We start from the raw sequence: 25,864 nt of genomic DNA on the forward strand, positions 1-25,864 counted from the left end.
CCTCCTTTCCCTTACCGGCGCAGTTTGTTCGGGTCGCGTCCGATCAGCGCGAGGATCTGCTCGGAGATCATTCGCGCATCATGGCGGGCATAGATGGAGTAGTGCAAGAAATTGCGCGCGATGACGTTGAGCCCGAGATTTTGCAGATTCCACAGATCGGCGACGACCGGTGCCGCCCGCTTCTCCCGGTACTGCTCGATGACAGCCGGCGGAATCGGGGCGGAGTTGACGAGAATGTAATCGAACAAGGAGAGTCCGATGTGGTCATAGATCGCTTTGACATGGTCGGAAGCGGTGTAATGGTCCGTTTCGCCCGACTGGGTCATCACGTTGCAGATGTAGACTTTTTTCGCAACGGCTGCGTCGATCGCCTGCGTCAGCTTGGTGACGAGCAGGTTGGGCAGGATCGACGTGTAGAGCGAGCCCGGCCCGATGACGATCACGTCGGCCTGCTCGATCGCTTCCAACGCTTCCGGGAGCGGTTCGAGGTCGTTCGGCTCCACTTCGACGCGCTCGATCTTTTTGCCGGAGAGCGGGATCTGCGATTCGCCTTCGACGAACGAGCCGTCTTCCATGTAGGCGCGCAGGATGACCGCCTCCCGCACGGCCGGCAGCACGCGCCCGCCGACGGCAAGCACGCGGGAAGCTTCCTTGATCGCCGTCTCGAAATCGCCAGTGACGTCGGTCAGTGCGGCGATCAGCAGGTTGCCAAACGAGTGCCCGGCGAGGCCTTCGCCGCTCTTGAAGCGGTGCGACCAGAGCTTTTCGAGCAGTGGCTCCTGGTCGGACAACGCGACGAGACAGGAGCGGATGTCGCCCGGCGGCGGCATGTCAAAATCGGAGCGCAGACGCCCCGAGGAGCCTCCGTCGTCGGCGACGGTGACGATGGCCGTGATATCGATGTCGAACTCTTTTAAACCGCGCAGCAGCACCGACAGCCCGGTGCCGCCGCCGACGACGACGACGCGCGGCTTGCGCTTTTCGAGCAGCATCTGCGTGCGGGTGATCTGTTCATCGCGCCACCACCCGAACGCCAACAGCCCCGACCCCATCAACAGACAGACCAGTCCGATCAGCGAGGACTGCCCCGGCAGGCTGTGAATGCCAATACCGGCGGCGATCAGGCCCAAGCCGAACGAACAGACGGTCCAGGCGAGCAGCAACCAATAGCGCACCATCGCGGATTATTCCTTTTCCGAATCGCGGTGTACGACGCTCGCCCACTCGCGGTCTTTGAGATGCTCGTGGAGCGTTTCGGCCAGTGCGACCGAGCGGTGTTTGCCGCCTGTGCAGCCGATGCCGATCACCACTTGCGTCTTGCCTTCTTTGCGGAACTGCGGGATAAGAAAATCGATCATATCTTGGAGCTTGGTGACAAAAGATTGCGTAATCGGCCATTTCATCACATAGTCATACACGTCCGCATGCTTGCCGGTCAAAGGGCGCAGGGAATCCACATAGTGCGGGTTCGGCAGAAAACGCACGTCAAACACCATATCCGCTTCGATCGGCACGCCGTATTTGAAGCCGAAAGACATGATGTCGACCTTCATGTGCTGGTCGTCGATGTGCGAGAACTGGCCGAGGATCTTCTGGCGCAGTTCGCTCGCTTTCAGGTGCGAGGTGTTGATGATCAGGTCGGCGTTGCCGCGGATCTCGTCGAGCATCTTGCGCTCCTCGGCGATGCCTTCGACGATGCGTCCGTCTTTGGCCAGCGGATGGCGGCGGCGCGTCTCTTTGAAGCGGCGCACGATCGTGGCGTCGTCCGCTTCGAGGAAGACGATCTGGTAGTTGATGTGCGGCGACTTCTGCTCGAGCGCTCCGAGCGCTTCCATCAAATCGCTGAAAAAGGCGCCGCCGCGCAGATCGCAGACCAGCGCGACCTTGGTCACTGTGCCGGACGACTGAATGATCAGGTCGCCGAATTTCGGAATCAACGCAGGCGGCAGGTTGTCGACGCAGAAAAAGCCGATGTCTTCCAACGCCTGCATCGTCACCGATTTCCCGGCGCCGGACAGCCCGGTGATCAGCAATAAATTAATACCCGCTTGCATTACTTCACCCCCTGCAAGTTCATGCCAATTTGTATCTTCTTAGTGTAGCAGATGCCGCCCCGGAAAGAAAGAAATCTCCCACACAAAAAAACGAGCCGGGCGTGTCATCTCCCGGCTCGTTGTAATGGAAACGCTCGTACGTCTGAATCAGGTACGATGCGCTTCCACCGTGACACTATTGCTTGGTCTTATCATCCTCATCGGCTGAAGCGGCTCCCTGACCAGCATCAGCTTCTTCTGTCCGTTCTGCAGCTGCAGCGTCTGCTGCTTCCGTTGTCACAGCGTCCGCCTCTGACGTATTCAACGCCGCCTCCGCGACGACAGCCGTATCCGGTTCCGCATCAGCCCCAATAAATTCCTGTGCTTGTCCGAATTCCTGTACGGAAGCAGCAGCTGCCGCCTGTGCACGCGCTTCGGCGATCGAGACGACCAGGCCGGTGCCCGCGTGAACTTCTTCGTCGACGGTGAAGCGCGAAACGCTCTGCTTCAGCGCAACGGCCAGCTGCGAGAGCGTGACGGCAGACGCTGCCACCTCTTGCATCGACGCCAACTGCTCTTCGGTCGCCGCCGAGACTTCCTCGACGCCGGCTGCCGATTCCTCGGTGATCGAAGCGACATCTTCGATGTTTGCGAACACCTGGTTCGCCGAGTTCGAGATCGTCTCCGTCGTGTCGGCGACCAGACGAATGCGGTCAAGCATCTCTTCGACCGACGTGACGATGTGGTCAAACGAGCGGTTCGTCTCCTGCATCGCCAGCACCCCTGCATCGACGCGCTGATTGGAACCGCCGAGCGCCACGCGCATCTGCTCCATGCTCTGATGCGCCGAGGAAACGATCGAACGCACTTCGCCTGCCGCCTGTGACGACTGGTCGGCCAGCTTCTTGACTTCATCGGCGACGACCGCAAAGCCGCGGCCGTGTTCGCCCGCCCGCGCCGCTTCGATCGCAGCGTTCAGGGAGAGCAGGTTGGTTTGCGACGCGATCTCGGTGATCACGTTGACAAACTGGATGATGCGGCCCAGTTCCGAATAGAGATGTTCGAACGCCTGCACCGTCTCAACGTTCGCCGAGCGGATGCCTTCGATCTGCCCGGACGTGGTGTCGAGCACTGTGCGTCCGTTCAGCGCCGTGTCGGCCGTCTGCTGCGCAGCGCCGACGATGCGGTTCATCGTGATCTTGATCTCGCCGACCGATTCGGCCAGCTGCGACATCAAGTCTGCGCTTTCCTGCGTGCGCTCCACCTGTCTGGCCGTGCCTTCTGCGACTTCCTGAATCGTCAGTGCGACCGACTCGGCCGCCTTGTTGCTCTCTTCGGAGGACGTGGCCATCCGCTCCGACGCGGCTGCCACCGACAGCGACGCCGTGTTCACCTCGCCGATGATCTGGCGCAGGTTCGCGATCACCTCCGACGTCGAGCGCGCCAGTTGGCCCAGCTCGTCGTTCGAATTCATGCTGACGTTGACGCGCAAGTCGCCTTTGGCCAGCACTTCGTTCACTTCGACCATCTGGTTGATGCGGCGCTGCAGGTAACGGTTGGTCGCCAAGCCCAGCGCGCCAGCAAACAGCGCGATGACAGCGATCACGATCGAGGTCAGAATCCAGGAGGTGCGGTAGATCGTGTCGAGCATCCCTTTGGAGTCGGCGATCACGCGCTGGTTCTTATCGTTGATCTTCGTAAGCGTCTTGGACAAGTTCTTATAGCCGGAGGAGAGGTTGCCTTCCCAGAGCTGGAACGCGATGACTTCGCTTTTCCCCGCCTCTTCCAGCAGCTTCTTCTGCGATTCTTTAAAGAACTGCCAGTTTTTATTCAGGTCAGCTAGGTTCTGCTTGTCCTCATCGGTGGCGTCCGCCAGGCCCGCATACTCGCTGATGTTCGCTTCGATGACCTTGTTCAGCTCATCGAGCTTCTTTTGCGAGACCGCTTTGCCGTCTTTGTTGTTGCCGCTGCGGATATAGTTCACCATCTCGCGGTCGTATTGAGCAGCGGTAACCTTCATCTCCTCGGCGACTTGCATCGCCCGGAGATTGACGGTCAACGCTTGATCCATATTTTCTTGGAGCGTCTTCAACTGCCAGATTGAGGTCGCGCCGACTGCCAGAATACCAACAAACGTTACAATGATGATAAGGCCTAATTTTTGACTGAGCTTCATCTTGATCTTGCTGTCAATGCCTTCATAGACACGATCCAGCAGTCGAAATGCTGATGACTGAAAGGCTTTCTTCTTTTGTTGTCCTGTTGGCGTCACTCACCCTACCCCCTTCTTACCACTTACAAATATTTTTGACTTCTTCTCTACACGACCGCTACATTCCTGCCTTTACATCCTGTAACCTTCTACAAGATTTAATGAAGTCAAACTAAACAAAAACGGGCGCAGATAACACCTCCGCGCCCGGCACTGCCGTTTTGTCTATTCTCGTTGCCAGTGGATCAGTCTGTGGTCGGCGGTGTAGCAGAACTTGCCTGTGATCAGCTCTTTCGTTCCGATGATGTCCGAAAGAAAATACCGGTCGCCTTCCGCCATCGGACGGGTGGCAAGCTCCGATACGGGGACCCATTCGAGGCGTCCTTCATCGGTCAACGTCTTGGCGGTGCCGCTGAAGCGCTCCGCATAAAACGTGAACAGCATGAAATGATCGAGCACCGTGTCTCCGTCCTGCCTGAGCATCGTGAAGATCCCGCGCAAGACATGGCCGGTGATCGCAAGCCCGGTCTCCTCCGCCACTTCGCGCACCACCGCTTCGGCGAGCGATTCGCCAAGCTCCACTTTGCCGCCCGGCGCCGACCACCAGCCGCGCTGCGGCTTTTGCAGCATCAGCACACGGTCCCCTTGGCGAATCACGCAATTCGCTACCAGTCGCATCGTTTGCATCACCCTATCCAGCATACCACTGCGCCCCGCCCGTCACAACGCAGAACGAACACCAATCCTGTCGAAAAAAACACAAAAAAAAGGTGAGCGATTCGCCTTCGCGAACCAGCCTCACCAGAAGAAATATTTGAAAAGGGGGGTCAAATATGCTTGTCTTTACTATAGCTCCTTTTTATTGCGAGACTGTTACACAGGAGTGAATAGAATGTGACAATTATTCCACCACCACGCGCTTGTCCTCCACGCGCTTCGTGAACTTCACCGCATCCAGATACTCCAGCAACGCCACCGCGTGCTTGCGCGAAGTGCCGACCCAGTCGCGGAAATCGGCGACGCCAAAAGATCCTGACGCGGCGAACTTGGCGCGGATCGTCTCTTTCGCCCGCCCGAGCGTCGCGGCGAGGAAATGCGCGCCGTCTCCGATGTCGACCAGCACGCCCGTCTCGCGCAGATAGTGGTACAGCCCCTGCAGCGTCTTCTCAAACGCCTGGGTCTCCTTGATCACCTCATCCAGCGACGGCGGGTGGAACTCGCTCTGCGCAAACAGCGCCTCGATCTTGCCGAGCAGCTCTTTGTCGCGCAAGGTAAACGGCACCTCATAGCCGCGGATCGAGAGCTTGTCCCGCTGCAGCAGGAACCTGGTCTGTGCCGGCTCGGAGCTCAGCATCGCGTCGAACAGCTTCGGCTTGACCTTCTTGCCGAGCTGGGACAGCACTTGCGCTTTCGGCACGGTGATGTGGTATTTCTCTTTGGCAAAATGCGCCCGGATCTTCTCTTCGATCTCATCGAACAGCTTGTGCAGCCAATCGGTGCCGACATAGCCGCCCGGCACCGGCGTGACCTGCCCCGCTTCGAGCAGCGGAGCAAGCCAGCTCTCGACCACCTCTTCCGTCGCGTTGACGGCGTCGGCCAGCGCGCGCAGTCCCGTGCCGGGGTCGTCCTGCAGCGCTTGGAGCACCAGTTGCTCCGGGCCGCCTTTTTCCCGCTGTTCCAGCTCTTCCAGCACGTAGTCGCGGCGGCGGCGGTGTTCGCGCGCCGGATGCGGATCGATGATCGTGCCGCCGCCGATCGTCAGCATCGGCGAGAAGGTGCGGATGATAAAGCGGTCGCCCGGCGCGCCGACGATCGGGCTCTCCAGATGCAGTTGCACCAGCCCGTCCTCACCCGGCAACAGCTCGTCGCGGTCGAGGATCGTCACCCGCCCCATCACTTCGCTCGCGCCGATGTAAAAGCGGACCCGCATCCGGTTGGTCAGCGTCCGCACCGCATCATCCAGCATGTGCAACCGCACATCGAGCAACTCCGTCGCCCGGTACAGCCCGCTCTGCGCGATCACCATGCCGCGCTCCAGATCGGAGCGCTCCACGCCGTGCAGGTTCAACGCAGCCCGCTGCCCGGCCTGCGCCGCGTCGGCCGACTCGCCGTGCACCTGAATGTGCCGCACGCGCGCTGCGATGCCCTGAGGCAGCACTTCCACCGTATCGCCGACTTTGACCCGCCCGGAATAGACCGTCCCCGTCACCACCGTGCCGAATCCGGCCACCGAAAACACGCGGTCGACCGGCAGCCGCAAGGGCGCCGTCACTTCGCGCGGCGATACTTCGGCGGCCAAGCGTCCGATCTCCCCGCGCAGCTCTGCGATCCCGATGCCCTTCGCGGCCGACACCGGCACGATCGGCGCATCCGCCAAAAAGGTACCGGCGAGGCCCTCGCGCACTTCCTCCTGCACCATTTCCAGCCACTCCGGATCGACCGTATCGATCTTGGTCAGCACGATGATGCCTTGTTGCACATGCAGCATCTCCAAGATGTGCAGGTGTTCCAGCGTCTGCGGCATGATCCCTTCATTGGCGTCGATGACGAGCATGATCAGATCGATCCCGCCAGCACCTGCCAGCATGTTGCGCACGAAGCGCTCATGGCCCGGAACGTCAATCACCCCGACGCGTCTGCCGTCGGGGAGAGTGAAAGGGGCGAACCCGATGTCGATCGTGATGCCCCGCTCTTTTTCTTCTTTGTGCACATCCGTTGCAATGCCGGTCAGGGCTTTGACCAGCGTCGTCTTGCCGTGGTCGATATGCCCTGCCGTGCCCAGAATCATAAACTGGTCGTTCATGAGGATTCCGTCCTTTATGCTTGATCCTCTTCCCACAGCTCCACATAGTGGCCAGCGTAGAACGCCGCCACCGCGCCGTCTGCCGTCGCCGTCACCACTTGGCGCAGCACCGTCTCACGGCCGTCGCCTGCCGCAAACACGCCCGGCAGTTTCGTCTGCATCTTGTCGTTGGTCACGACATAGCCCGACTCGTTCAGGATCGGCAGGTCGGAGAAGAAGCCGGTGTTCGGCTCCATGCCGACGTAGATGAACACGCCGTCGCACGGATATTCGCCAGTCTCGCCCGTTTTCGTGTTTTTAATCTGGAGCTTCTGCACTTTGCCGTCGCCTTCGATCGCTTCGACGGTGGTGTCCCAGATGAAGTTGATCTTTTCATTTTTGAAGGCGCGGTCCTGCAGGATCTTTTGCGCGCGCAACGTGTCGCGGCGGTGGATGATCGTCACTTTCGAGGCATGGCGGGTCAGGTAGATGCCCTCTTCGACCGCCGAGTCGCCGCCGCCGACCACGACCAGCTCTTTGTCGCGGAAGAACGCGCCGTCGCAGGTCGCGCAGTAGGACACGCCGCGCCCGCGCAGCTCATCTTCGCCCGGTGCGCCGAGTTTGCGCGGTTCTGCGCCGGTCGCGAGGATGATCGTCTTGGTCAAATAGGTGCCGCGGGAGGTGATGACTTTCTTGATCTTCTTCTCCGCGTCTTCGATCTTCTCGACGTCGCCGGTGATCATCTCCGTGCCGAAGTCTTCCGCCTGCTTGTGCATCGTCATCGACAGGGACGGGCCGTCGACCGATTCCACGCCCGGGTAGTTTTCGATCAGGTGGGTCGTCGCCGCCTGCCCGCCCGGCATGCCGCGCTCGATCAGCGCCACTTTCAGGTTGGCGCGGCCTGCGTACAGACCGGCCGCCATGCCGGCCGGGCCGCCACCGATTATGATCACATCATAGAGATTGTTGGTTTCACTCATTTGAGAAAAGCCCCCTTCTATTCAAGGGACGCACGCGGCGTCCTCACAGTAGTATGAGATGGAAAAAGGACGAGGATTCCTGAATCTCATCCTCGTCCTTTAGTATATCTAAGCAGGCGTGGTGTGTACTGTAACTCTCCCTACAAATCAGCACGCCCTATACGTCTTCCCCGCTCTTCGCCGGCTGCATCAGCAGGCGATAGATCTTCGACACCGCGCCCGGCGCCACGCCGTGCTTGGCCGCCACTTCCGCCTGTGTTGCTTTCACGCCCAGTTTGCGCAGCACCGCATATTCCAGCGCAGCCGCCCAGTTGGCGATCTTGACGATCCGCGGCGGCGCGTGGAAGACGCGGTTGAGATATCCCGTCCACAAATCGTGCGCGATGTGCCGGGCCGCTTCACCGTGCGCGGGATCGAGCGCGGAGAAGACCCGGTCGAGCACTTCCTGCCATTCCGGCTGCAAGGTCAACAGGTCATCCTGCGGCAGCGACTGCACGCGCAGGAGCACCTCCTCCTTGTCCAGATGCGCCTGAAACGGACCTTCCGCCCCGATGTGGCGCAGCACGTAGATCGCCAGGCGCTTGAGCTGGTCGATCTCCTCCGGATTCTTGATGAACTCGCGCAGCACATGCTCGACCTCTTTGTCGGCGAGCAGGGCGAACGTCTGGATCACCTGGACCTTCGTCTCCAGATCGCCGTGCTTCAGCGCCCAGAACAAGGACGAGCGGATCAGCGGATCGTTGCGCCACGTGCCGAGCTGCCCGGTCTGGATCTGCTCTTTCATGATCCGGAACTGCTCCTGAAACGGGATGTGATACTGGTAGGACACCGGGTCGATCTTGCCGCCCCGTGCGATCGCTTCGTTCACTTTGTTCAAATAATACACCGGCGTCTCCGAATCGGGATCGAGCGTCTGGATCTCCGCCCAGACCTTTTTCGCTTTTTCCAAAAAACCGAGGTTGGCTGCCGATGCCGCCACGCAGTGCAAGAGCGCCGTATCGGTGCGGTCGCCCCAGCGCAGCAGTTGGCGGAACAGGCGGTAGGCGGTGGAATGCTCGCCCAAAATGCCCATCGTCGTCGCCAGCTTATATGTATGGTCAAAATACAGCGGGTACAGCTTGCGCAGCCCTTCGAGGATCTCCTGCAGCTGCGGCCCGTTGCCTAAATGCTGATGAAACACCGCCAAGTTGCATAAGGCGTGCACGTTCGAAGGGTCGCGCTCCAGCACTTCGGTCGCGATCTCGATCGCCTTGTCGATGTCGCCTTGGTAGTAGTAAGCGAGGGACAGGTTGTTGCGCGGCGCCGTCGAGTCCGGCTGCTGCTCCACCGCTTTTTCCAGAAAGGCGGACGCTTCCAAGAACTTGCCCTCTTCGAGCAGCTTGCGCGCCGTGTCGTGCCCGCCGGAGTTGTCGTCCTGCTGCTTGCGCTCCTGAAACACTTTACCGCCGCCAAACTCCTGCACGAGGATCTGCAGCATCTCCTCCGCGTCTTCAGCGAATTCGCCGCGCGGGTCGAGCTCCAGATAGCGGGTGACATGCTCTTCCGCATGTTCATAATCGCCGAGGTTGGCGCAGTTGTTGGCCATGTAAAAATGGCATTCCACCTGATCCGGATCGATCTCTTTCAAGATCTTCTGCAAAATCAGGTTCGATTCCTCAAATTCGCCCAACTCGGAGAGGACGCCTGCCAGATTGCAGTGGTTGACCGGATTATCAGGCTCCAGCTCCGCTGCTTTCCGAAAATTTTTCAACGCGTTTTTCAGGTCGTGACGATCCAGATAGTGCACCGCCCGCTCAAAGAAGAAGGCGGCGTCCACTTGGAATGGAATGACATTGTTATGATGGGTGCGTAGTTTCTCTTCCTGGCTTTTCGGCTTATCCACAGGCGTCACCTCCCGAGTCCTGTCTAATTTTTCACTAGTATATCACATTCGCCCTGATTCCAGCGACAGCGAGGAGATCGAGCGGTTGGTGTGGATGCGGTCGATCGCTTCAGCGAACAGCGGGGCGGCGGAGATCACTTTCAGCTTCGGCAGCTCTTCGCGGCGCAGGATCGGCATCGTGTCGGTGACGACCACTTCCTTGATCATCGGGTGATTGAGCCGCTCGTGCGCCGGGTGCGAAAAGATCGCATGCGTCGCACAGAGAATGCCCTCCGGCTTTGCTCCGTTCTCCGCCAGCCCCTCGATGACTTTGACCAGTGTGCCGCCCGTGTCGATCATGTCTTCAATGATGATCGGCACTTTGCCTTTCACGTCGCCGATGACGTGGGTGATCTCCGCTTCATTATGTTTCGGCCGGCGCTTGTTCATCAGCGCCACAGGCAGGTCGAGATAGGTGGCCAGCCGCTCCGCCGTCTTGGCACGTCCGGCGTCCGGCGAGACGATGATCGCGTTGCTCAGGTCTTTGCCGCGCAGGTAGTCGGCGATCAGATCGAGCGCCGTCATGTGATCGACCGGGATGTTGAAGAAGCCTTGGATCGCCGGAGCGTGCAGATCCATCGTGATCACCCGCTCGGCCCCGACGGTGGTCAGCACGTCGGCGAGCAATTTGGCAGTGATCGGCTCGCGCGGCTGATCTTGCTTTTCCTGACGTGCATAACCGTAGTACGGCAAAATCACATTAATCATGCCGGCCGATGACCGCTTCAGCGCGTCGATCATCACCAGCAGCTCGACAAAGTGGTCGTTGACGGGATGGCAAAAGGATTGAAACACGTACACGTCCGCCCCGCGCACGCTCTCCCCGATCGACACGTACGTCTCGCCGCTCTGGAAGCGCGACAGCTTGGCTTCACCCAGCGGCACCCCCAGCATCCGGCAGACCGCTTTGGCCAGCTCCGGATTGGACGAGCCGGAGAAGATCTTCACATCATCAACAGGTCGCTTCACAGCACACACTCCTCAAAATGTGATCTGGCTTACAGCTTCGAAATCAGTTTAGACTTACTCTAAGTATAGAATCATTACAGGTTACAAGATGAGACAAACGAGGAGGAATTCACAATGGCATACGAAATCAAAGGCACCAAAACGGCAGACAACCTGAAAACCGCATTTGCAGGCGAATCGCAAGCGAACCGCCGCTACCTGTTCTTCGCGGAGAAAGCGGACGCAGAAGGCGCCGTGGAAGTAGCAGAGCTGTTCCGCGCCATCGCCAACGGCGAAACCAAGCACGCATTCGGCCACTTCGACGCGCTGCGCAACAACGGCGAAGGCGACCCGGTGACCGGCCTGCCGGTAAACAACGCGAAAGAGATGCTGGCTTCTGCCATCGCTGGCGAAACCTACGAATACACCGAAATGTACCCGGGCTTTGCGAAAACCGCTCGTGACGAAGGCTTCGACGAAATCGGCGAGTGGATGGAAGTCATGGCGAAAGCGGAACGCGTGCACGCACAGCGCTTCCAGAAATTGCTCGACTCCCTCGAAGCGTAAGGATCGCGTACCGCACCGCCCTGTACATCATACGTTCAGGGCGGGCGCTTCATCATCATGACCAGAGAACCGGAGGTGGATTTTTTATGACAACAGCATTGATTAGCAAAAGCGACATCGTGGCGCTCCCGACGTACCGTCAAGGCCGCGACGAATATGTCAAAAAGATGATCCAGTACAAGAAGGCCCGCCGTGTGCGTTTCAACAACGACATCTCGCTCTTGTTCGAAAACAAAAACACGGTGATGTTCCAAATCCAGGAGCTCTTGCACAATGAGGATCTGACCGACCCGAAAGAGATCAACGAGTACATCGAGATCTACTCGGGGATGGTGCCGGGCGAAAACGAACTGTCGGCGACCTTGTTCATCGAAACGGATGAGCAGGCGGCGCTGACCGAGCTTTTGACCAAGCTGAAGGGCATTGAACATCACCTCTTCCTGGTCGTGAACGGTGAAAAGATGCAAGCTGTGTTCGAAGAGGAGCACGACGACCGCGAGTTCACCACCTCGGTGCACTACCTCAAGTTCCCGCTGACGGGCACCGCGATCGCCTACATCACCAACGGCTCCTATGAGCACGAAGACGTGCAGATCGTCCTCGACCACCCGCACATGAACGTGACGATCCCGCTTACGGCCGACACGCTGGAGTCGCTGGCGAAAGATCTGACCTGACAAGAATTGGGTCGCGCGCAATACTATTGCTCACGCCCGCTGCCTTCCTTCGGCAGTGGGCGTTTTTGCTACACATGGATGCGGGCAGACTGTCCACACTACCTAGCAGGAGGTGGTCAGGCTTGCTTACGTTTACCAGCTTTCTTTTGATCTCCCTTGTCCTTTTCGGAGCCTTTTACGCCTGGTATTGGTACGTGCACCGCAATGGCGTATACAACGCAGCCAAGGCGGACAGAGGCGACACGCTCGCCAACTTGGAAGGCACCGACCGCTATCGTCCGACCTCGTCGCCCGGCAATCCGAACCGGTTCGCGATGACCGAGTTTGGCGAGATCGGCCAGCAGGAAGACGAGACGGGAAGCAAACAGCAGCAGCAGCGCCCGATCACCGATCCGCACCGTCTGCTGCCGGCGCCGCACCTGCAGTCCCGCCTGAGCGGGATGGACACCGAGTTCTCCGAACTCCCGTCCGCCAAGTTCGAACAGCTGCCCGACCAGTTGCCGGTCGTCGACGACACGGTGGAGTTCCGGCAGCAGCAGAACAGCATGCAGTCCCAGCGCGACAGCAGATAGCCGAAAAACCCCTTCGCCGTCAGCCGGTGAAGGGGTTTTTCTCGATGGGAAACGATCAGTTGCGCCCTTCCACGTACACCTGTTTCAGATCGTACAGGAATCCGAAGGAATGCGTCGCCAGCCCTTTTACATAGGGCTTGGTCAGATAGGACTTGTTGTTGAAATAGAGCGGCACGACCGGCATGTCATCCAGCAGCAAGGTTTCCGCCTGACTCAGCAGTTTCGTCCGGTAGCCCATGTCGGGCGTCAGATCCGACTGCTGGATCAATTCGTCATATTCCGGATTGCTGTAGTTTGACGCATTAAAATAATTGTGCGTTTCCCACATGTCGAGGAACGTGCCCGCATCATTGTAATCGCCTTGCCAAGCCATCAGCGCGATGTCAAAGTTGTCCTCCTGGGTGCGCTGCAAGCGAATCTTAAACGGCACCGCCTCCACTTTGATCTCCACCCCGAGATTCTGCTTCCAGTCTGCTGCGATCCGGTCGGCGATCTTCCGTTTCTGCATGGAATCATCGACCAGCAACGTCATCGGCGGCAGTTCGGTCCGTCCGAGCTGTTTCAAGCCTTCCGCCAGGATCGCTTTTGCTTTCGTGACATTGTCCTGTTGCGCGATCTGATCAACGCCCTTTTTCCGGAACTCTCCGCCAAGGTGATCGGTGATGCCGGTCGGCACAAAGCCGGTCGCCGGGGCGCTGTCGCCTTGGATTCCGGCAATCGAAGACGTTTCGATCGCATAGGTCAACGCCTTGCGCACCAGCTTGTTGTTCAGCCCGTTTTTGATCGTGTTAAATGACAGATAGTGTGTCGTCCCTTCCGCCAGCGTGCTGTACTCCGGCGTGCCTTTGTTCAGATCGATGAACTCCTGTTCGTTGAGCTGCAGGCGGTCGATCACGCCTTGCCGATACAAGCTGGTGCTCGTGACAAGATCGTTCACGATCGTATAGTGCACCGTGTCCAGCTTCACCGCTTGCGCATCCCAATAGTGCTCGTTTTTGACAAGCTTCATCATGCCTTCATGCTCCCACTCAGTCAGTTTGAACGGCCCGTTCGACAGCACCTTGTCCGGGTCTTGCCCGTGCTGTTCACCGATCTGATCGACAAACGCCATGTTCACCGGGTAGAAGACCGGGTGCGCCACCTGTTCCAGAAAATATGGCACAGGATGCTGCAGCTTCACTTGCAGCGTGCGGTCATCAAGCGCTTTCACGCCCACCGCGTCGGCCGTCTGCTTACCGGAGTTAAAGTCGAGCGCCCCTTCGAGATCCATCATCAAGAATGCCCACTGTACCGAGTTATGCGGATCAAGCACCCGTTTCCAGGCATATTCAAAATCCTTTGCCTTCACCTGCGATCCGTTCGACCACTTCGCTGCTGGGCGCAGGTGGAACGTATAGGTCTTGCCGTCGGGTGAGACCTGCCATTGATCGGCGACGCCCGCCTCCACACGACCGGTCTTGTCGAGGCGCACCAGCCCTTCTTGGGTCTGCGCGATCAGCGAAAAGGCGTCTGGCGTCGTGGCCTTGGCCGGATCCATCGATTCGATCTCGCCGTTCAGCGCCAGGCTGAGCGACATGCTGTGGCCGTTGGACGCGAGCTCGACCCGGTTCTGCGCGGCGTTCCACTTCACGCCAACGCCGAATCGTTCCAGCAGACGCACCGGCACCATCGTCGCGCCGTTGCGCAGTTCTGCCGGCACGCTGAGCGTAAAGGTCTGATCATTGACGACCAGCATCGTGCCGCCGATGCGGACGAATCCTGTGTCATCGCCGAGCTCCACCCGCACCTGCTGTTTCTCCGCTTCCCACGTCACCTTGCCGCCGAGCGCTTCGACGACGGTGCGCAGTTGCACCATGGTCTGACCTTGCTGCAAATAAGGCTGCATCTGAAACTTCAACGCTTTGTTGTCCAACGCCACCCCAACGCCTGCCGCCTGCGCAGCACCGCTGCCGGCCGTTGCCAGCATCGTAACGGCCGCCAAAGTGACCATCGATTTTCTATACATCGTCTTCATTCGAACCCCGACCTTTCTCTCTCCGCTTCACATCCATTATCTTACAACAAGAAAGATTCCCCTCTTTTTCCCATTTCCCTCTTTTGCAATCAATTTGCAACATTTTAGTAATTTTTCAGACTAATTAAGAAAGGGGGTAGGTTGCCATTCTTCGTATTCTTAAAGGTCTGATCATTGGAATCACCATTTTGCTGGGCATTCTGCTGCTCGGGAATCTGGACAAAATTTATGTAAAAGAAGCTCCCGAACGCATCTATGTCACCGTGCAGCCGAATCGCGATCTGGAAACCGTCATGAAACAATATGAAGATACCGCTGTCTTAAACAGAGCGACCGGCCTCGTGGAAGTCCCGTACGGACAGACGCAGGAATTCATGCGGATCTTGAAAAAAGACCCGCAGATCCTCCGCATCGGGCCGATGCCGATCCCGCCGAAGATCGATGTGAAAAATCTTGTCGTCGAAGTCCGCGACCAGATTGTCGGTTACACAGAAGGCGAGTTCGGCACGATCACCTACCGCAACCGGCCGGACCGGCAATTGCCGATCGATCCGCAGCTGAAAAAGATGGTCGAGCGCTCCTTCTCCTATCTGATCCCGGCGCTGCTGACTTCGATCGTCGCCGGGTTCCTGCTCGCGCTGCTCGCCATCTGGCTGCCGCGGGCGGGTCGCGTGCTCGACCGGATCAACCGCCTGCTGCTCGCGATGCCCGATTTCCTGGTCGTCGCGCTGATGCAGATGATCGCGATCCTGCTGGCGATGGCGCTGCGCAAAAAAGTGCTGACGATCATGCAGTTCGCCGACGACACGCCGTTTTTGATCCCGTTTTTGGCGATCACGCTGCTGCCGACGGCGCTGATGTACGGCGCGTTTCGCATCGCCGTCACCCGCGAGTGGGAGGAAGGCTACATTAAGACCGCCTACGCCAAAGGGATGAGCCGCCCGCACGTGATCATCTGGCACATCATGCGTAACGTCACCGAGGACCTGCTGACCGTGCTGCCCCGCGTCGTGTCGGTGGCGATCACGTCGCTGGTGGTGGCGGAAGTGATGTGCGGCGTGTTTGGGCTGGGCGGCTATGCGATCAACCCGGACCTGCACAAAGTGACGTCGCTCCCGGCGACCTGTGCGATCCTCGCCTGCTTCGGCCTCTTGACCCATGTGCTGGTCGCCGTGCTGCGCCGCTTCCTCGTGGTCAAGACCAAGGAGGTGGCGTAGATGGTCAACCTGCAACAAGCGGCCGCCCGCGACCGTTTGCAATACAAGATCGCCTGGCTGCTGCTGCTGCTCCTGATCTTCGTCACCGTCTTCGGCTCGATGATCGCGCCGCACGGGATCACCCACGAGTTTAAGATGACCTATGACTACCAGATCATCGACGGCAAGCGCCAGATGGTCTCCGCGCCGTTCCCGCCGACCGGGAAATTTTGGCTCGGCACCGACCACCGCGGCTATGACATGCTGTCGCTGCTCCTGCACGGGGCGAAATACACGATCGGATTTGCCTTGCTGATCACGATCCTGCGCTTTTGCCTGGCCTTGCCGCTCGGCATGTACGCCGGGACGACCGGGCGGGGCATGTCGGCGATCAACTCACTGCAGATGATGACGACGGCGGTGCCCGCGCTCCTGTTTATCTATCCGATGATGTACAGCTTGAATCAAGTGCTGAAGAAAGACGACGCCGTTCAGATCCTCTTTTTGATGATCATCCTGATCGGGGTGTTCCCGCTGGCGAGGCAGTTTTCGGAGCGCTCGCACCATTACAGCGGCAAATTGTACATCTCCGCCGCGCGCACGATGGGCGCGTCCACATCGCGGGTGGTGTTCAAACATCTGATGCCGCATCTGCGCCCGGAGATTTTGTTTGCGTTTTTGACCGATTTTGTGCAGGTCTTGTTCCTGATCGGTCAGTTGGCGGTGGTCAATCTGTTCCTCGGCGGCGGCGAGCGGGTCATGATCGACCCGGATGCCCGCCCTCCGCTCTCCTACCTGCTGACGACGAGCGGCGAATGGGGCGCCTTGATCGCCTACGGGTCGAAGATGATGCGCCAGTACCCGTGGATTCTCTCCAGCGCGGCGCTGTTCATGGGCGCGGCGATCCTGATCATCTCCAACTTCTCCGACCAGTTGCAGAAGCGCCTGGCCCGTCCGTACGTCTATGTGAACAAGAAGACGTACAAGCCGTTGGTCGAAAACAACAACATGCTCGCCGCCATCGCCGTGACCTGCCTGCTCTGCCTGTCCCTGATCATCTGGAAAGAGTACGAGCCGCCGCAGATGGCGGGCGCTACCATCACGGCGGAAGACATCAAACGGTACAAAGAGATGAAGGCGCAGGAGTCCTACCTCAACTATTACGCGCCGAAATTTAAAGATACAGCCGCGCTGTTCATGACCAACCTGACCCAGAACCGCTGGGATTCCAGCGAGACGCTGATCTACAAAGCGCCCGGCGAAGAAAACGCGTTCACGACACCGCCGCCCGCTTACCAAGCCTGGCTCGACGCACTGGTCAGCAAAGAGTACTTCTTCCTCGACATCGGCCAAGTCGCTCCGGCCGGCAACGGCGAATTCTCCGTGCCGGTAAAGATGAAGCGGGCCGACGGCGGCGAAGAGGAGTGGACGCTGATGATGAAGATCCCGAACTACATCGTCAGCATCAAAGGCGGGCCGGGGAAGCAGTAACGGGACAAGATGTGGTATAATGTGGCAAGAAAAATGTTCCTGAGAGGAGTTTATGCAGATGACCGTGTTCCACGACCTGACCGCAACGACCGCCCAAGGCGAGACTCGTTCCCTGTCCGATTACAAAGGCCACGTGCTGCTGATCGTCAACGTCGCCTCCAAGTGCGGCTTCACCCCGCAATACGAAGGGCTGGAGCAACTCTACCAGTCCTACAAAGACCAAGGCTTGCGCATCCTGGCCTTCCCGTCCAACGACTACGGCGCCCAGGAGCCGGGCACGATCGAAGAGGTGCGGGAGTTCTGCAAAGTCAACTACGGCGTGACCTTCGACCTGTTCGACAAAGTCCACGCCAAAGGCGCCGACCAGCACCCGGTCTACCAATTCCTCACCGCAAACGCCCCGGAGACGGGCGACGTCCAATGGAACTTCGAAAAGTTCCTCCTCGCCCGCGACGGCCGCATCATCGGCCGCTTCGGCAGCCGTGTCGCCCCGATGGACGGCGAACTGACCACCGCCATTGAGCAGGCGCTGGCGGTGAAATAACGAACCGCAACAAAAACCGTGTAGACGATCTACACGGTTTTTTTGTTTGTATCGAGTCTGCAAAACCTAACAGGGATGCATACCTTTTCCAATCTGATGCATGCTATGTGCAAAGGGAGGGGTTATCGAATGACAGGATCATCTCCAATCCACCAATTGAAAGACATGCCCGATTTCAAGAAGGAACTGCTGCAGATCGGTGGACAAGAGGTCTGGCTGTTCTATCTAGATTCGCTCGTGGATGCCATCAAGACGAAACAATATCTTTTGCGGCAGAGCGAGCTGTTGCATCATGCTGCATCCCCCTTGCCTTCCGATCCATCCTTTCTGCACAGCATCAGCGGGAAGCCGGTAGAGGGAGACTTCGCCATTCCCGTTTTGCAAGGACAGGCGATCCTGTTCGATACGAGTTCCCTGCAGGCGGTGCAGTTCACTCCGCTGTCGGTCAACCTGGAGCGCTCGATTGAGAAATCACAAATTCAAAGCGTTGTCGCCGGGCCGCAGACCGCCTTTACCGAAGAGCTCGACACCAACATCGGACTGTTGCGCAAACAGCTGGTCAGCACCAACTTAGTCTGTCGCGACATCACGTTCGGCACTGACATCAAACGAAGGGCCAGCCTGTTTTATCTGGAGGGAAGTGCCCATTCGGGACTGGTGGAAGAGATCTGGGACGCGATCCTGAAGCGACAACATGTGGATCATCTCACGACACAAACTGTGTATAAAACCCTGCAGCAAAAATGGTGGAATCCGTTTCCCACCATTTTTTCCACCGATCAGCCGATGGAAGCCAGCCAAATGCTCCACGATGGGCGTGTGCTGCTGTTTTTGGACCAGTACCCGGTGGCGCTGGTGGTTCCGGGGATGTTTCAAGACACGGTGTTTTTGACGGAAGACCGCAATTATCCGCAGATCATCACGTATTTTCTGCGTATTCTCCGCATCCTGGCACTGATCGTTTCATCAACCGCACCTGCGCTCTATGTGGCGCTGATCGCCGTCAATCCGGAAGTGTTGCGCATCGAACTGGCACTTTCGATTGCGCAAAGCCGTGAAGGCGTGCCTTATCCTGCGATGGTTGAAGTGCTATTAATGATGCTCGTGCTGGAACTTGTTCGTGAAGCGAGCGTGCGCCTGCCCAGAAGCGTCGGCCCCACCGTCACCATGGTCGGCGGTATCGTGCTGGGACAAGCGGTCGTACAGGCGCAATTGGTCAGCAACCTGCTGATCATCGTCATCTCTGCGCTCTCGATCGCCAATTCATCGATCATCGGCGTGCAAAGTACGATCGCCATTCGCATCTATAAATACTTGCTGCTGGTGATCACCAGCGTCTTCGGCTTCGTAGGAATGTTCATTGGAATTGTTGGTTTTATCGTCTACCTGAGCCACTTGATCACGTTTGGCGTTCCCTATCTCAGCAAACGGAAGGAACCTGAGATTTCGCATGAATAATCGAGCCAATCACTATCACCTGCTGTTTTTTGTTTGTCATGTTTCACTGACGTTTCTCATCTTTCCGGAGTTTATCTATATGACCGGGAAGACGCCTTGGGCGCCCGTCGTCACCATGATTCTCTTCGTCTTGCCGATGTTTTGGCTGTATCTGTCCGGACTTCGGGCCTTCCCCGGTCAGAACCTCATCGATATCTTCCAAGCAAAAGGCAAGTGGTTCGCCCGGCTTCTGCTGTTTCCGTACGCTGTTTACTGTATGATTGCCTGCGCCGTCTTGCTTCGCCTGCATGCGGAAATGCTCACGATCACCATGTTCAAGCAGACCCCGCTCTGGGCGCTGACCGTGCTGATGATCTTCATTCCGCTGTACATGGCACTGCAAGGTCTTCCCACGATCTTGCGCTCGACAGTCCTGCTAACGCTGCTTTGCCTGCCGATGCTTGGCGCGACGGTGATTCAGGCGTTTCAGAATATGGATTACCGCTATGCATTTCCACTCGGCGACCTGTCCTTCAGCTATTTAGGCAATGCTTACTTCTACACCGACATGTTTGCGTTTAGCCCGTTCTTGTTTTTGGGCATGGTGAATCGGGACCCTACTGTTCTGCAAGGCAAGAGCACGATCAAACTCTATTATGTTGCCTTCGGATTAATTGCAGCACTCAGTCTGCTGTCCGTCTATATTCCCATTATGACATTTGGTGCGGAAATGGCCGACCAGTTGCAGTTCTCCATGTTGATTGCGATGGATGCCATCGATTTGGAGTGGTTTGCCTTTGACCGGATCACCGTTTTTTATCTCTGCGCCGTACTCGGCTTTGCACTGATTTTTCTCGCCCTGCTGATCTGGGTCACGCAGCAGTTGCTGACAGAGCTTTTCCTGCCGAAAGTAAAAAGCCGTTGGGTCATATATGGCATCTGCGCAATCCTCTTTGCAGCGACCCTGATCGTCCCATCGATTGACTACCTGTATAAGGTCTTGGTCTACGATACGCCGCTCCGCCTCTATTGCATGTTGTTTCTTCCCGTCGTGCTCAAACTACTGTCGCTCAAGAAAGGGAGATCGGCATGAAAAAACGCAGACTTCACTTGATTTCCCTGCTGCTCTTGTTGCCCTTTCTGTCGGGCTGCTGGGATGTGAAGGACATCAACCATCGGGCTTTGCCTGCCGCCATGGCGATCGATCGTGCGGACACGGGAGATTATATCGTTTGGTTAAAAATACCCAAAATTGGCGGCAGCAGAAACTCATACATCATTGCGCGAGGTCATCATGCGTCGATTTCGAAAGCGATCGACTTGATTTCCAGCAATCTGGACCGGACTGTCGACCTGCTGCACGTAAAACTAATCTTTCTCTCCGAAAGATTGGCGAAGAATAATACAAAAGAAGTGATCGATTATGCATTGCGAACTCGTGAAATTGGGAATAAAACCAAAATCGCAGTCGTGCGCGGCGATATGAGCACTTTTTTTGAATCGTCGCATAAAAGCGTAGCCGGAAGCACTTCCACATCCTATGATAATTTCTTTAGCAAAACGTCAGGCTGGACGCCGGACGTCGTGCGTAGCGCACTGTGGCAAGTGTACCGCGGAAGCCGTTCGGATACGGAAGACAGCCTGTTGCCAATTGTCAAGCGTGGCGAATCCACAATGCTCTTTCTCGTCGGTTCCTGTCTCATGAAAAACGAAAAGCTCGTGGCCGAATATACCCCGCAGGAGTCGCTGATCTACAACGTGTATAAAGGCGAGTTTCGCAACGGTATCGTCCAGACACTCGACCACGGAGCCGTACGACTACTGTCTGCAGACGTAGAAAATGATACCTCCCGAAAAGGGAAGCAGCCGGTGCTGCATGTCAAATTCAAGGTGAAGGTGACCACCTTGGAATCCAAAGCGGGCGTCACCGACGCCATGTTGATTCGCGACCTCAAAATGATTTTTAAGAAACGGTTCGCGAAGCTGATCGAAATCTCGCAACAAGCTCATGCTGACGTTTTAGGCATCGGTCAGCACTTTCGCCACCATTACTCAAATGAGGAACTGAATACATGGAAGGACGAACTGTTTAGCCAAATGGAAACGCACATCGACGTCGAGGTGACCATTCGCAACCGTGGCCTGTTGCGGAATTAAAAACGGACGTCTACGATACAGACGTCCGTTTTTCATGCGTTTTCTCGCCTCCCGCACCCGGCCTACAATCCCAACCGGTAATACCCAAACGCTGTCATCAGCTTGAAGCCGACCGACTGGTACAGGCCGAGCGCGCTTTTGTTCTCCGTCGCCACTTCCAGCGCGAGACGGGTACGGCCTTCCGCTTGCATCTGCTTGACCAGCGTCCAGAGGATGTAGCGGCCGTAGCCTTTGCCCCGGAATTCCGGCTCGACGACGAAGCCGTAGAAAAACGCGGTGTCCCTTTCGCCGACTCCGACCGAGATGGCGGCGATCGGCTGGCCGTCGATGCGACCGATGTAGACTTGCTTGTTCGGGTTGTTAAAATCGCGGGCGATGTTTTGCTTCATGTCTTCCGCCGGGAGCCCGAAGCCGGTCGCCATCAGTTGCCCGATGAAGGCAGCATCCGCTGCTGTCGACGCGCGGACGAGCTCCACTTCGCCGCCCGTCGGAGCTTTGCCTTCGTCCTTCAGGTCCATCCCGTATTCGGTGAACTCATACGCTGCTCCGATCTGCTTGGCAAACGCCAGCCCGGCCGCCGCCTCCTCTTCGACGATGAACAGCATCGAGGCGATCCCCCGCGCTGTGCATTCGCTTTTTGCCGCTGCATAGAGCTTGGTGAAAACGCCTTGGCGTCTGTAATCGGGATGCACCATGCCATTGATCTCGATCTCCCGCGTGTTGAAGCCGTACATGCCGAGGAATCCGATCAGCTTCCCGTCCTGATAGTACAAGAAGTCGTTCGTCACCTCACCGCTGCGGTTTTTCAGCATATCCATGTTCAGTTTCAGCGCCAGGCCGTCCTGCGCTTTGACGAGCGCGGCGAGGGCGGTGAGCGCTTCGATATCTGCTGTGGTCATCTGTGTGCGTGTTTCGATGGTCATGTTGGTTGTAATTTCCCCTTTTTCCCAGAGTTAGCTCCAGTATACAGAAGATTGACATTCTTTTGCAAAGAAGCATATACTGAAGATAGCCGATCAGGAAAATTTGATCGAGCGGAAAAAATGGATCAAGCAGTTTTAGCTGATCATTGACTGAGGTGAAAGATGAACCACGACTCCGTCTACGAAGTGACCTCATTGGAACAGATGAAGGCACTGTCGAACAAACTGCGCGTGCAGATCCTCAATCAGTTTGACGAGGAGCCTCGCACCTCGAAGCAGCTGGCCGATCTGCTCGGACTGCCCGCCTCGAAAGTGCACTACCACGTGCGGGAGCTGCATCGTACCGGCCTGCTCGTGCTCGTCGAGACGCGGGAAAAGGGCGGCGTCATCGAAAAATATTATCTGCCCGTGGCCAAGCAGATCCGCGTCGCCCTGCAGGAGTCGGACGCGTTCGACAACGAGGAGCGCACGATCCGCTACGAGATGGGCCGCGCGTTTGTCGACGAGTATCTGACCGCCTATCAGCGGTCGATCCAACTGGTCGAGCAGCTCCGCGAAGCAGGCAAGCCGACCGAAGGGATCGGGCCGGTGACCTCGATGGGCTTGCTCTACCTGACCGACGAGCAACAGCAGGAAGTCCGGCAAGAGCTCAAAGACCTGTTGCACACCTGGGAACAGCGCTACAGCCAGCAGGAGAAGACAGACCAGACCCGCGCCTGGCGGGCCTTCCTTTCGCTGTTTCCCGAATTGTTGTAAGCACTTGCTCGGCAACACCAAGCACGTACCCTGACTCTAAAGGAGAGAGTTGCATGCTGGCATTTCTGAAAGGCAACCCGAGATATTTTTGCTACTGGATGGCGACGTGGCTGTCCGAATTTGGCGATTGGATGCGCAACATGGCCCTGCTCTACATCGTGATGGATCTGTCGGGCAATTCGCCGTTTTCCGTGTCGGCGATTCTGTTTGCGGAGTTCGCGCCGATTTTCCTGATCGGCTTCTTCGTCGGCGTGTTCGCCGACCGGTGGGACCGCAAGCGGACGATGCTCGGTGCGATCGGCTTTCGCGTGCTGATCATGCTGCTGTTCGTGGTCGCGATCTTGAGCGAGTCGCTGTGGATGATCTACATCGGCGCGTTTCTTTCCACCGTCGGCAGCTTGTTCTACAAAAGTCCGGCGCCCGCATTCGTCATGCAGTTCGTGCCCCGCGAAGACCTGAAGACGGCGATGAGTCTGCGCCAGATCACCAACTCGACGATGATGCTGATCGGCCCGGCCACCGGGACGGTCGTGTACATGACGTGGGGCGGCGCCTGGGCGCTGGTCATGACCGCACTGTTGATGCTCGGCTCGCTCCTCTTGATCTACGTGGTGAAAGTTCCGCCGAGCGCCACTCCGGCGACCGAGGATTCGAAAAAAGGCAAGCTGCGCGGCGTGATGCGCGAAATGCGCGACGGATTCGTCTATTCATGGAAAAATCTCGCCGTGCGCCCGCTCTTGTTCACGCAGATCTTCATCGGCCTCGGCTCCGGCCTGATCAACGTGGTGGAGATCTTTATCATCACCGAGTTCCTCGGGCTGCCCAAAGAAATGCTCTCCTTGCTCGTCACCGTGCAAGGCGGCTCCATGCTGGTCGGGGCGCTGCTCGTGCAGCGGATGAAATCGGCGCCGGAGCGGCTGCTCGTCTACGGCCTGCTCCTGATGGGCGTCGGGCTGGCCGGGATGGTCGCGTATCCGGCGCTCTGGGTGACGATGGCGGCAATTCTCGTCTTCTCACTCGGCAACTCGATGCTGACGATCGGCCTCGGGACGACCTTGCAGACCTATGTGGCGTTCGAGTACCAGGGCCGCACCGGGACGACGGTGATGACGTTGTTCAACGGCTTCATGGTGATCGCGATGCTGACGGCAGGTCCGCTGCAAGCGCTCTTCTCGATCGTGCCGGTGGTGCTGGCATCCGGCATTATCGTGGTGATCGGCGGAGCGGTCTGCTACTACATGTACCGCGTCGCGCACAAAGCGGGGATGCAGCCGGTGCCGCCTCCCTCACAGCACGCACAGGCCTAGACGTTCAACAAACAGAAGACCCCGGGCGGTTCGTTGCCGCCGGGGTCTTCTGCTGTTGTGTTTACTCGATCGCGATCTCATACCGCGTACGGGCGGTGAACCCGTGGATGTGCGTGTAGCCGACTTCGCGCAGCAGGTCGTACACGGTGCCAAGCCCTGCTGCGACATAGTTCGGCTGGTGCGCATCGGAGCCGACGGTGAGCGGGATGTCGTGGCTTTTCATCATCTCCAGCAGACGGCGGCTCGGAAACTGCTCCGCACAAGGGTAGCGCAAGCCGGACGCGTTGACTTCCACGCAGACGCCCGCATCGCGCACGAGCAGGACGGTCTCTTCTAATAAATGCTCATACAGTGCGACCGGGACGTGGCCGAAGCGCTTGATCACATCGAGATGCCCCAGCGTGTCGAACAGCCCGCTCTGTGCAGCCAGCCGCACCTGCCGGAAGTATTCGGTGCAGACTGCTCCGGCATCACGCGTGTCCCAGCCGGCCAGTTCGGCGCTGTTCGTGATGTCCCAATCGCCGAGGAAATGCACCGAGCCGATCACATAGTCGAACGGGTAGGCGGCGAGAAGCGCTCGCACCCGCTCCTCGTATCCTTCGATCCAGTCGGCTTCCAGTCCGACTTTGACGTCGATCTGCCCGGCGTATTGGGCCTGCAGCGCCAACGCTTCTTGTACATAGTGCGGCAGTTCCGCTACTGGCATCGCCGAGCCCGGAACGATCTTCTCCGGCGGCAGGTGCAGAATCGGCTGGTGATCGCTCAGCCCCAGCTCCTTGACACCCTTCGCGATCGCCGCCTGCACATAGTCTTTCAGCTCGCCCACCGCATGCCCGCAGCGGACGTGATGGGTATGATAATCGACCAGCATCGGCCGAGCCCCCTTTCATACGTTACCATAATAAAGAGTATATCATAGGCTCAAATGATTTCACGGGACTCGCCCCTAAAAATTTGCGAGGACGGACATAAAATGACGCGCAATTCCGTAAACTCTTTCGTGACATCGACATTTCAATTTTGGAAAAGAGGTGGATGCTCGTGCCGCGTATGATCAGCCATGAAAGTTACGAAGAATCCAGATCCCGATTTGTTACCTTGGTCACCGAGAACTCACAATATGATCTGGTGATCAACTACTCGTCGCATTTTCTTGGCAAAGCGCTCATTTTGCATATTCAGACCAATCTGTTCGGCATTTTTGACATTCATGACATTCGCGACTGCGCAACATTCGCTGCCAAGCTTGGCATCTTGCATCTCGAAGACGCGGAGCATGTGAGTGACTACCTCGAAGATGTGATGCCGATGATCTATACCCCCACTCAATACTGAGCACGATACCCT

The 25,864-nt window shown here is 57.8% G+C and carries 23 protein-coding genes; 12 read left to right on the plus strand and 11 right to left on the minus strand.

The window, feature by feature from the left end:
- Nucleotides 1-11: 11 nt before the first annotated feature.
- The 8 genes from EV586_RS10680 to EV586_RS10715 all read right to left on the minus strand — a co-directional run bounded on the left by EV586_RS10680 (nt 12) and on the right by EV586_RS10715 (nt 10,897).
- Nucleotides 12-1,178, minus strand: a complete 1,167-nt coding sequence (locus tag EV586_RS10680) for a YvcK family protein (protein WP_207893886.1) — start codon at nt 1,176-1,178, stop codon at nt 12-14.
- 6 nt (nt 1,179-1,184) lie between these two features.
- Complete coding sequence (gene rapZ, locus EV586_RS10685) at nt 1,185-2,054, minus strand: RNase adapter RapZ (protein WP_132945077.1); 870 nt, start codon at nt 2,052-2,054, stop codon at nt 1,185-1,187.
- Nucleotides 2,055-2,229: 175 nt separating this feature from the next.
- Nucleotides 2,230-4,305: a methyl-accepting chemotaxis protein gene (locus EV586_RS10690; protein ID WP_132945078.1), complete on the minus strand. Its 2,076-nt coding sequence runs from the start codon at nt 4,303-4,305 to the stop codon at nt 2,230-2,232.
- A 165-nt stretch (nt 4,306-4,470) separates the two neighbouring features.
- Nucleotides 4,471-4,923 (minus strand): NUDIX hydrolase, encoded by a 453-nt coding sequence (locus EV586_RS10695; RefSeq protein WP_132945079.1) that lies wholly within the window; start codon nt 4,921-4,923, stop codon nt 4,471-4,473.
- Between the two features lie 223 nt (nt 4,924-5,146).
- A complete protein-coding gene (gene selB, locus EV586_RS10700; protein ID WP_132945080.1) occupies nt 5,147-7,048 on the minus strand; it encodes a selenocysteine-specific translation elongation factor in 1,902 nt (633 codons plus the stop codon).
- Between the two features lie 14 nt (nt 7,049-7,062).
- Nucleotides 7,063-8,007, minus strand: coding sequence for a thioredoxin-disulfide reductase (trxB, locus tag EV586_RS10705; RefSeq protein ID WP_132945081.1), 945 nt, complete (start codon nt 8,005-8,007; stop codon nt 7,063-7,065).
- 157 nt (nt 8,008-8,164) lie between these two features.
- Nucleotides 8,165-9,889 (minus strand): tetratricopeptide repeat protein, encoded by a 1,725-nt coding sequence (locus tag EV586_RS10710; protein WP_165898524.1) that lies wholly within the window; start codon nt 9,887-9,889, stop codon nt 8,165-8,167.
- A 42-nt stretch (nt 9,890-9,931) separates the two neighbouring features.
- Nucleotides 9,932-10,897 (minus strand): ribose-phosphate diphosphokinase, encoded by a 966-nt coding sequence (locus EV586_RS10715; RefSeq protein ID WP_132945083.1) that lies wholly within the window; start codon nt 10,895-10,897, stop codon nt 9,932-9,934.
- Between the two features lie 114 nt (nt 10,898-11,011).
- On the opposite strand from EV586_RS10715, the gene EV586_RS10720 reads away from it, so the two are divergent.
- From EV586_RS10720 to EV586_RS10730, 3 genes are all read left to right on the plus strand, one after another.
- Nucleotides 11,012-11,443, plus strand: coding sequence for a rubrerythrin family protein (locus EV586_RS10720; protein ID WP_132945084.1), 432 nt, complete (start codon nt 11,012-11,014; stop codon nt 11,441-11,443).
- An 86-nt stretch (nt 11,444-11,529) separates the two neighbouring features.
- A complete protein-coding gene (locus EV586_RS10725; RefSeq protein WP_132945085.1) occupies nt 11,530-12,120 on the plus strand; it encodes a DUF3501 family protein in 591 nt (196 codons plus the stop codon).
- 122 nt (nt 12,121-12,242) lie between these two features.
- Nucleotides 12,243-12,692 (plus strand): hypothetical protein, encoded by a 450-nt coding sequence (locus tag EV586_RS10730; protein ID WP_132945086.1) that lies wholly within the window; start codon nt 12,243-12,245, stop codon nt 12,690-12,692.
- A gap of 55 nt (nt 12,693-12,747) precedes the next feature.
- Here the strand turns inward: EV586_RS10730 and EV586_RS10735 are convergent, their stop codons facing one another.
- Nucleotides 12,748-14,706, minus strand: a complete 1,959-nt coding sequence (locus EV586_RS10735; protein WP_132945087.1) for an ABC transporter substrate-binding protein — start codon at nt 14,704-14,706, stop codon at nt 12,748-12,750.
- 188 nt (nt 14,707-14,894) lie between these two features.
- Here EV586_RS10735 and EV586_RS10740 point away from each other — a divergent pair, with 188 nt between their 5' ends.
- The 6 genes from EV586_RS10740 to EV586_RS10765 all read left to right on the plus strand — a co-directional run bounded on the left by EV586_RS10740 (nt 14,895) and on the right by EV586_RS10765 (nt 21,531).
- Nucleotides 14,895-15,923 (plus strand): ABC transporter permease subunit, encoded by a 1,029-nt coding sequence (locus EV586_RS10740; protein WP_132945088.1) that lies wholly within the window; start codon nt 14,895-14,897, stop codon nt 15,921-15,923.
- The gene (locus EV586_RS10745; RefSeq protein ID WP_132945089.1) at nt 15,924-17,393 is read left to right on the plus strand and encodes an ABC transporter permease; all 1,470 of its coding nucleotides are present in this window, start codon (nt 15,924-15,926) and stop codon (nt 17,391-17,393) included.
- A gap of 58 nt (nt 17,394-17,451) precedes the next feature.
- Nucleotides 17,452-17,937 (plus strand): glutathione peroxidase, encoded by a 486-nt coding sequence (locus EV586_RS10750; protein WP_132945090.1) that lies wholly within the window; start codon nt 17,452-17,454, stop codon nt 17,935-17,937.
- Nucleotides 17,938-18,066: 129 nt separating this feature from the next.
- Entirely contained in the window at nt 18,067-19,395 is a 1,329-nt protein-coding gene (locus tag EV586_RS10755) for a spore germination protein (RefSeq protein WP_165898525.1), read from the plus strand.
- Nucleotides 19,388-20,467: a GerAB/ArcD/ProY family transporter gene (locus tag EV586_RS10760; RefSeq protein WP_132945092.1), complete on the plus strand. Its 1,080-nt coding sequence runs from the start codon at nt 19,388-19,390 to the stop codon at nt 20,465-20,467. Before EV586_RS10755 ends, EV586_RS10760 begins: the two co-directional genes overlap by 8 nt.
- Nucleotides 20,464-21,531 carry a Ger(x)C family spore germination protein gene (locus EV586_RS10765; protein WP_132945093.1) on the plus strand — a complete coding sequence of 356 codons (1,068 nt, stop codon included), beginning with the start codon at nt 20,464-20,466 and terminating at the stop codon, nt 21,529-21,531. The genes EV586_RS10760 and EV586_RS10765 overlap by 4 nt, the downstream gene beginning before the upstream one ends.
- Nucleotides 21,532-21,593: 62 nt before the next feature.
- Here EV586_RS10765 and EV586_RS10770 read toward each other — a convergent pair whose 3' ends face one another.
- Entirely contained in the window at nt 21,594-22,454 is an 861-nt protein-coding gene (locus EV586_RS10770) for a GNAT family N-acetyltransferase (protein WP_132945094.1), read from the minus strand.
- Nucleotides 22,455-22,616: 162 nt separating this feature from the next.
- Between EV586_RS10770 and EV586_RS10775 the strand changes: the two genes are divergently transcribed.
- Both EV586_RS10775 and EV586_RS10780 read left to right on the plus strand, forming a co-directional pair.
- Entirely contained in the window at nt 22,617-23,210 is a 594-nt protein-coding gene (locus EV586_RS10775; protein WP_132945095.1) for a winged helix-turn-helix domain-containing protein, read from the plus strand.
- Between the two features lie 53 nt (nt 23,211-23,263).
- Entirely contained in the window at nt 23,264-24,517 is a 1,254-nt protein-coding gene (locus EV586_RS10780) for an MFS transporter (RefSeq protein ID WP_132945096.1), read from the plus strand.
- 61 nt (nt 24,518-24,578) lie between these two features.
- Here EV586_RS10780 and EV586_RS10785 read toward each other — a convergent pair whose 3' ends face one another.
- Nucleotides 24,579-25,388, minus strand: a complete 810-nt coding sequence (locus EV586_RS10785) for a histidinol-phosphatase HisJ family protein (protein ID WP_132945097.1) — start codon at nt 25,386-25,388, stop codon at nt 24,579-24,581.
- Nucleotides 25,389-25,567: 179 nt separating this feature from the next.
- Here EV586_RS10785 and EV586_RS10790 point away from each other — a divergent pair, with 179 nt between their 5' ends.
- Nucleotides 25,568-25,852: an SAV0927 family protein gene (locus EV586_RS10790; RefSeq protein ID WP_243653021.1), complete on the plus strand. Its 285-nt coding sequence runs from the start codon at nt 25,568-25,570 to the stop codon at nt 25,850-25,852.
- The last annotated feature ends 12 nt before the right edge of the window (nt 25,853-25,864 follow it).

It is taken from the genome of Tumebacillus sp. BK434 (assembly GCF_004340785.1).
Classification (GTDB): domain Bacteria; phylum Bacillota; class Bacilli; order Tumebacillales; family Tumebacillaceae; genus Tumebacillus_A.

What these genes read in the sequence shown, in the direction of transcription:
- EV586_RS10680 (WP_207893886.1), bottom strand. Translation starts at nt 1,178, where the DNA reads ATGGTGCGCTATTGGTTGCTGCTCGCCTGGACCGTCTGTTCGTTCGGC.
- rapZ (WP_132945077.1), bottom strand. Translation starts at nt 2,054, where the DNA reads ATGCAAGCGGGTATTAATTTATTGCTGATCACCGGGCTGTCCGGCGCC.
- EV586_RS10695 (WP_132945079.1), bottom strand. Translation starts at nt 4,923, where the DNA reads ATGCGACTGGTAGCGAATTGCGTGATTCGCCAAGGGGACCGTGTGCTG.
- selB (WP_132945080.1), bottom strand. Translation starts at nt 7,048, where the DNA reads ATGAACGACCAGTTTATGATTCTGGGCACGGCAGGGCATATCGACCAC.
- trxB (WP_132945081.1), bottom strand. Translation starts at nt 8,007, where the DNA reads ATGAGTGAAACCAACAATCTCTATGATGTGATCATAATCGGTGGCGGC.
- EV586_RS10720 (WP_132945084.1), top strand. Translation starts at nt 11,012, where the DNA reads ATGGCATACGAAATCAAAGGCACCAAAACGGCAGACAACCTGAAAACC.
- EV586_RS10725 (WP_132945085.1), top strand. Translation starts at nt 11,530, where the DNA reads ATGACAACAGCATTGATTAGCAAAAGCGACATCGTGGCGCTCCCGACG.
- EV586_RS10735 (WP_132945087.1), bottom strand. Translation starts at nt 14,706, where the DNA reads ATGAAGACGATGTATAGAAAATCGATGGTCACTTTGGCGGCCGTTACG.
- EV586_RS10745 (WP_132945089.1), top strand. Translation starts at nt 15,924, where the DNA reads ATGGTCAACCTGCAACAAGCGGCCGCCCGCGACCGTTTGCAATACAAG.
- EV586_RS10750 (WP_132945090.1), top strand. Translation starts at nt 17,452, where the DNA reads ATGACCGTGTTCCACGACCTGACCGCAACGACCGCCCAAGGCGAGACT.
- EV586_RS10755 (WP_165898525.1), top strand. Translation starts at nt 18,067, where the DNA reads ATGACAGGATCATCTCCAATCCACCAATTGAAAGACATGCCCGATTTC.
- EV586_RS10760 (WP_132945092.1), top strand. Translation starts at nt 19,388, where the DNA reads ATGAATAATCGAGCCAATCACTATCACCTGCTGTTTTTTGTTTGTCAT.
- EV586_RS10765 (WP_132945093.1), top strand. Translation starts at nt 20,464, where the DNA reads ATGAAAAAACGCAGACTTCACTTGATTTCCCTGCTGCTCTTGTTGCCC.
- EV586_RS10770 (WP_132945094.1), bottom strand. Translation starts at nt 22,454, where the DNA reads ATGACCATCGAAACACGCACACAGATGACCACAGCAGATATCGAAGCG.
- EV586_RS10775 (WP_132945095.1), top strand. Translation starts at nt 22,617, where the DNA reads ATGAACCACGACTCCGTCTACGAAGTGACCTCATTGGAACAGATGAAG.
- EV586_RS10780 (WP_132945096.1), top strand. Translation starts at nt 23,264, where the DNA reads ATGCTGGCATTTCTGAAAGGCAACCCGAGATATTTTTGCTACTGGATG.
- EV586_RS10785 (WP_132945097.1), bottom strand. Translation starts at nt 25,388, where the DNA reads ATGCTGGTCGATTATCATACCCATCACGTCCGCTGCGGGCATGCGGTG.
- EV586_RS10790 (WP_243653021.1), top strand. Translation starts at nt 25,568, where the DNA reads ATGATCAGCCATGAAAGTTACGAAGAATCCAGATCCCGATTTGTTACC.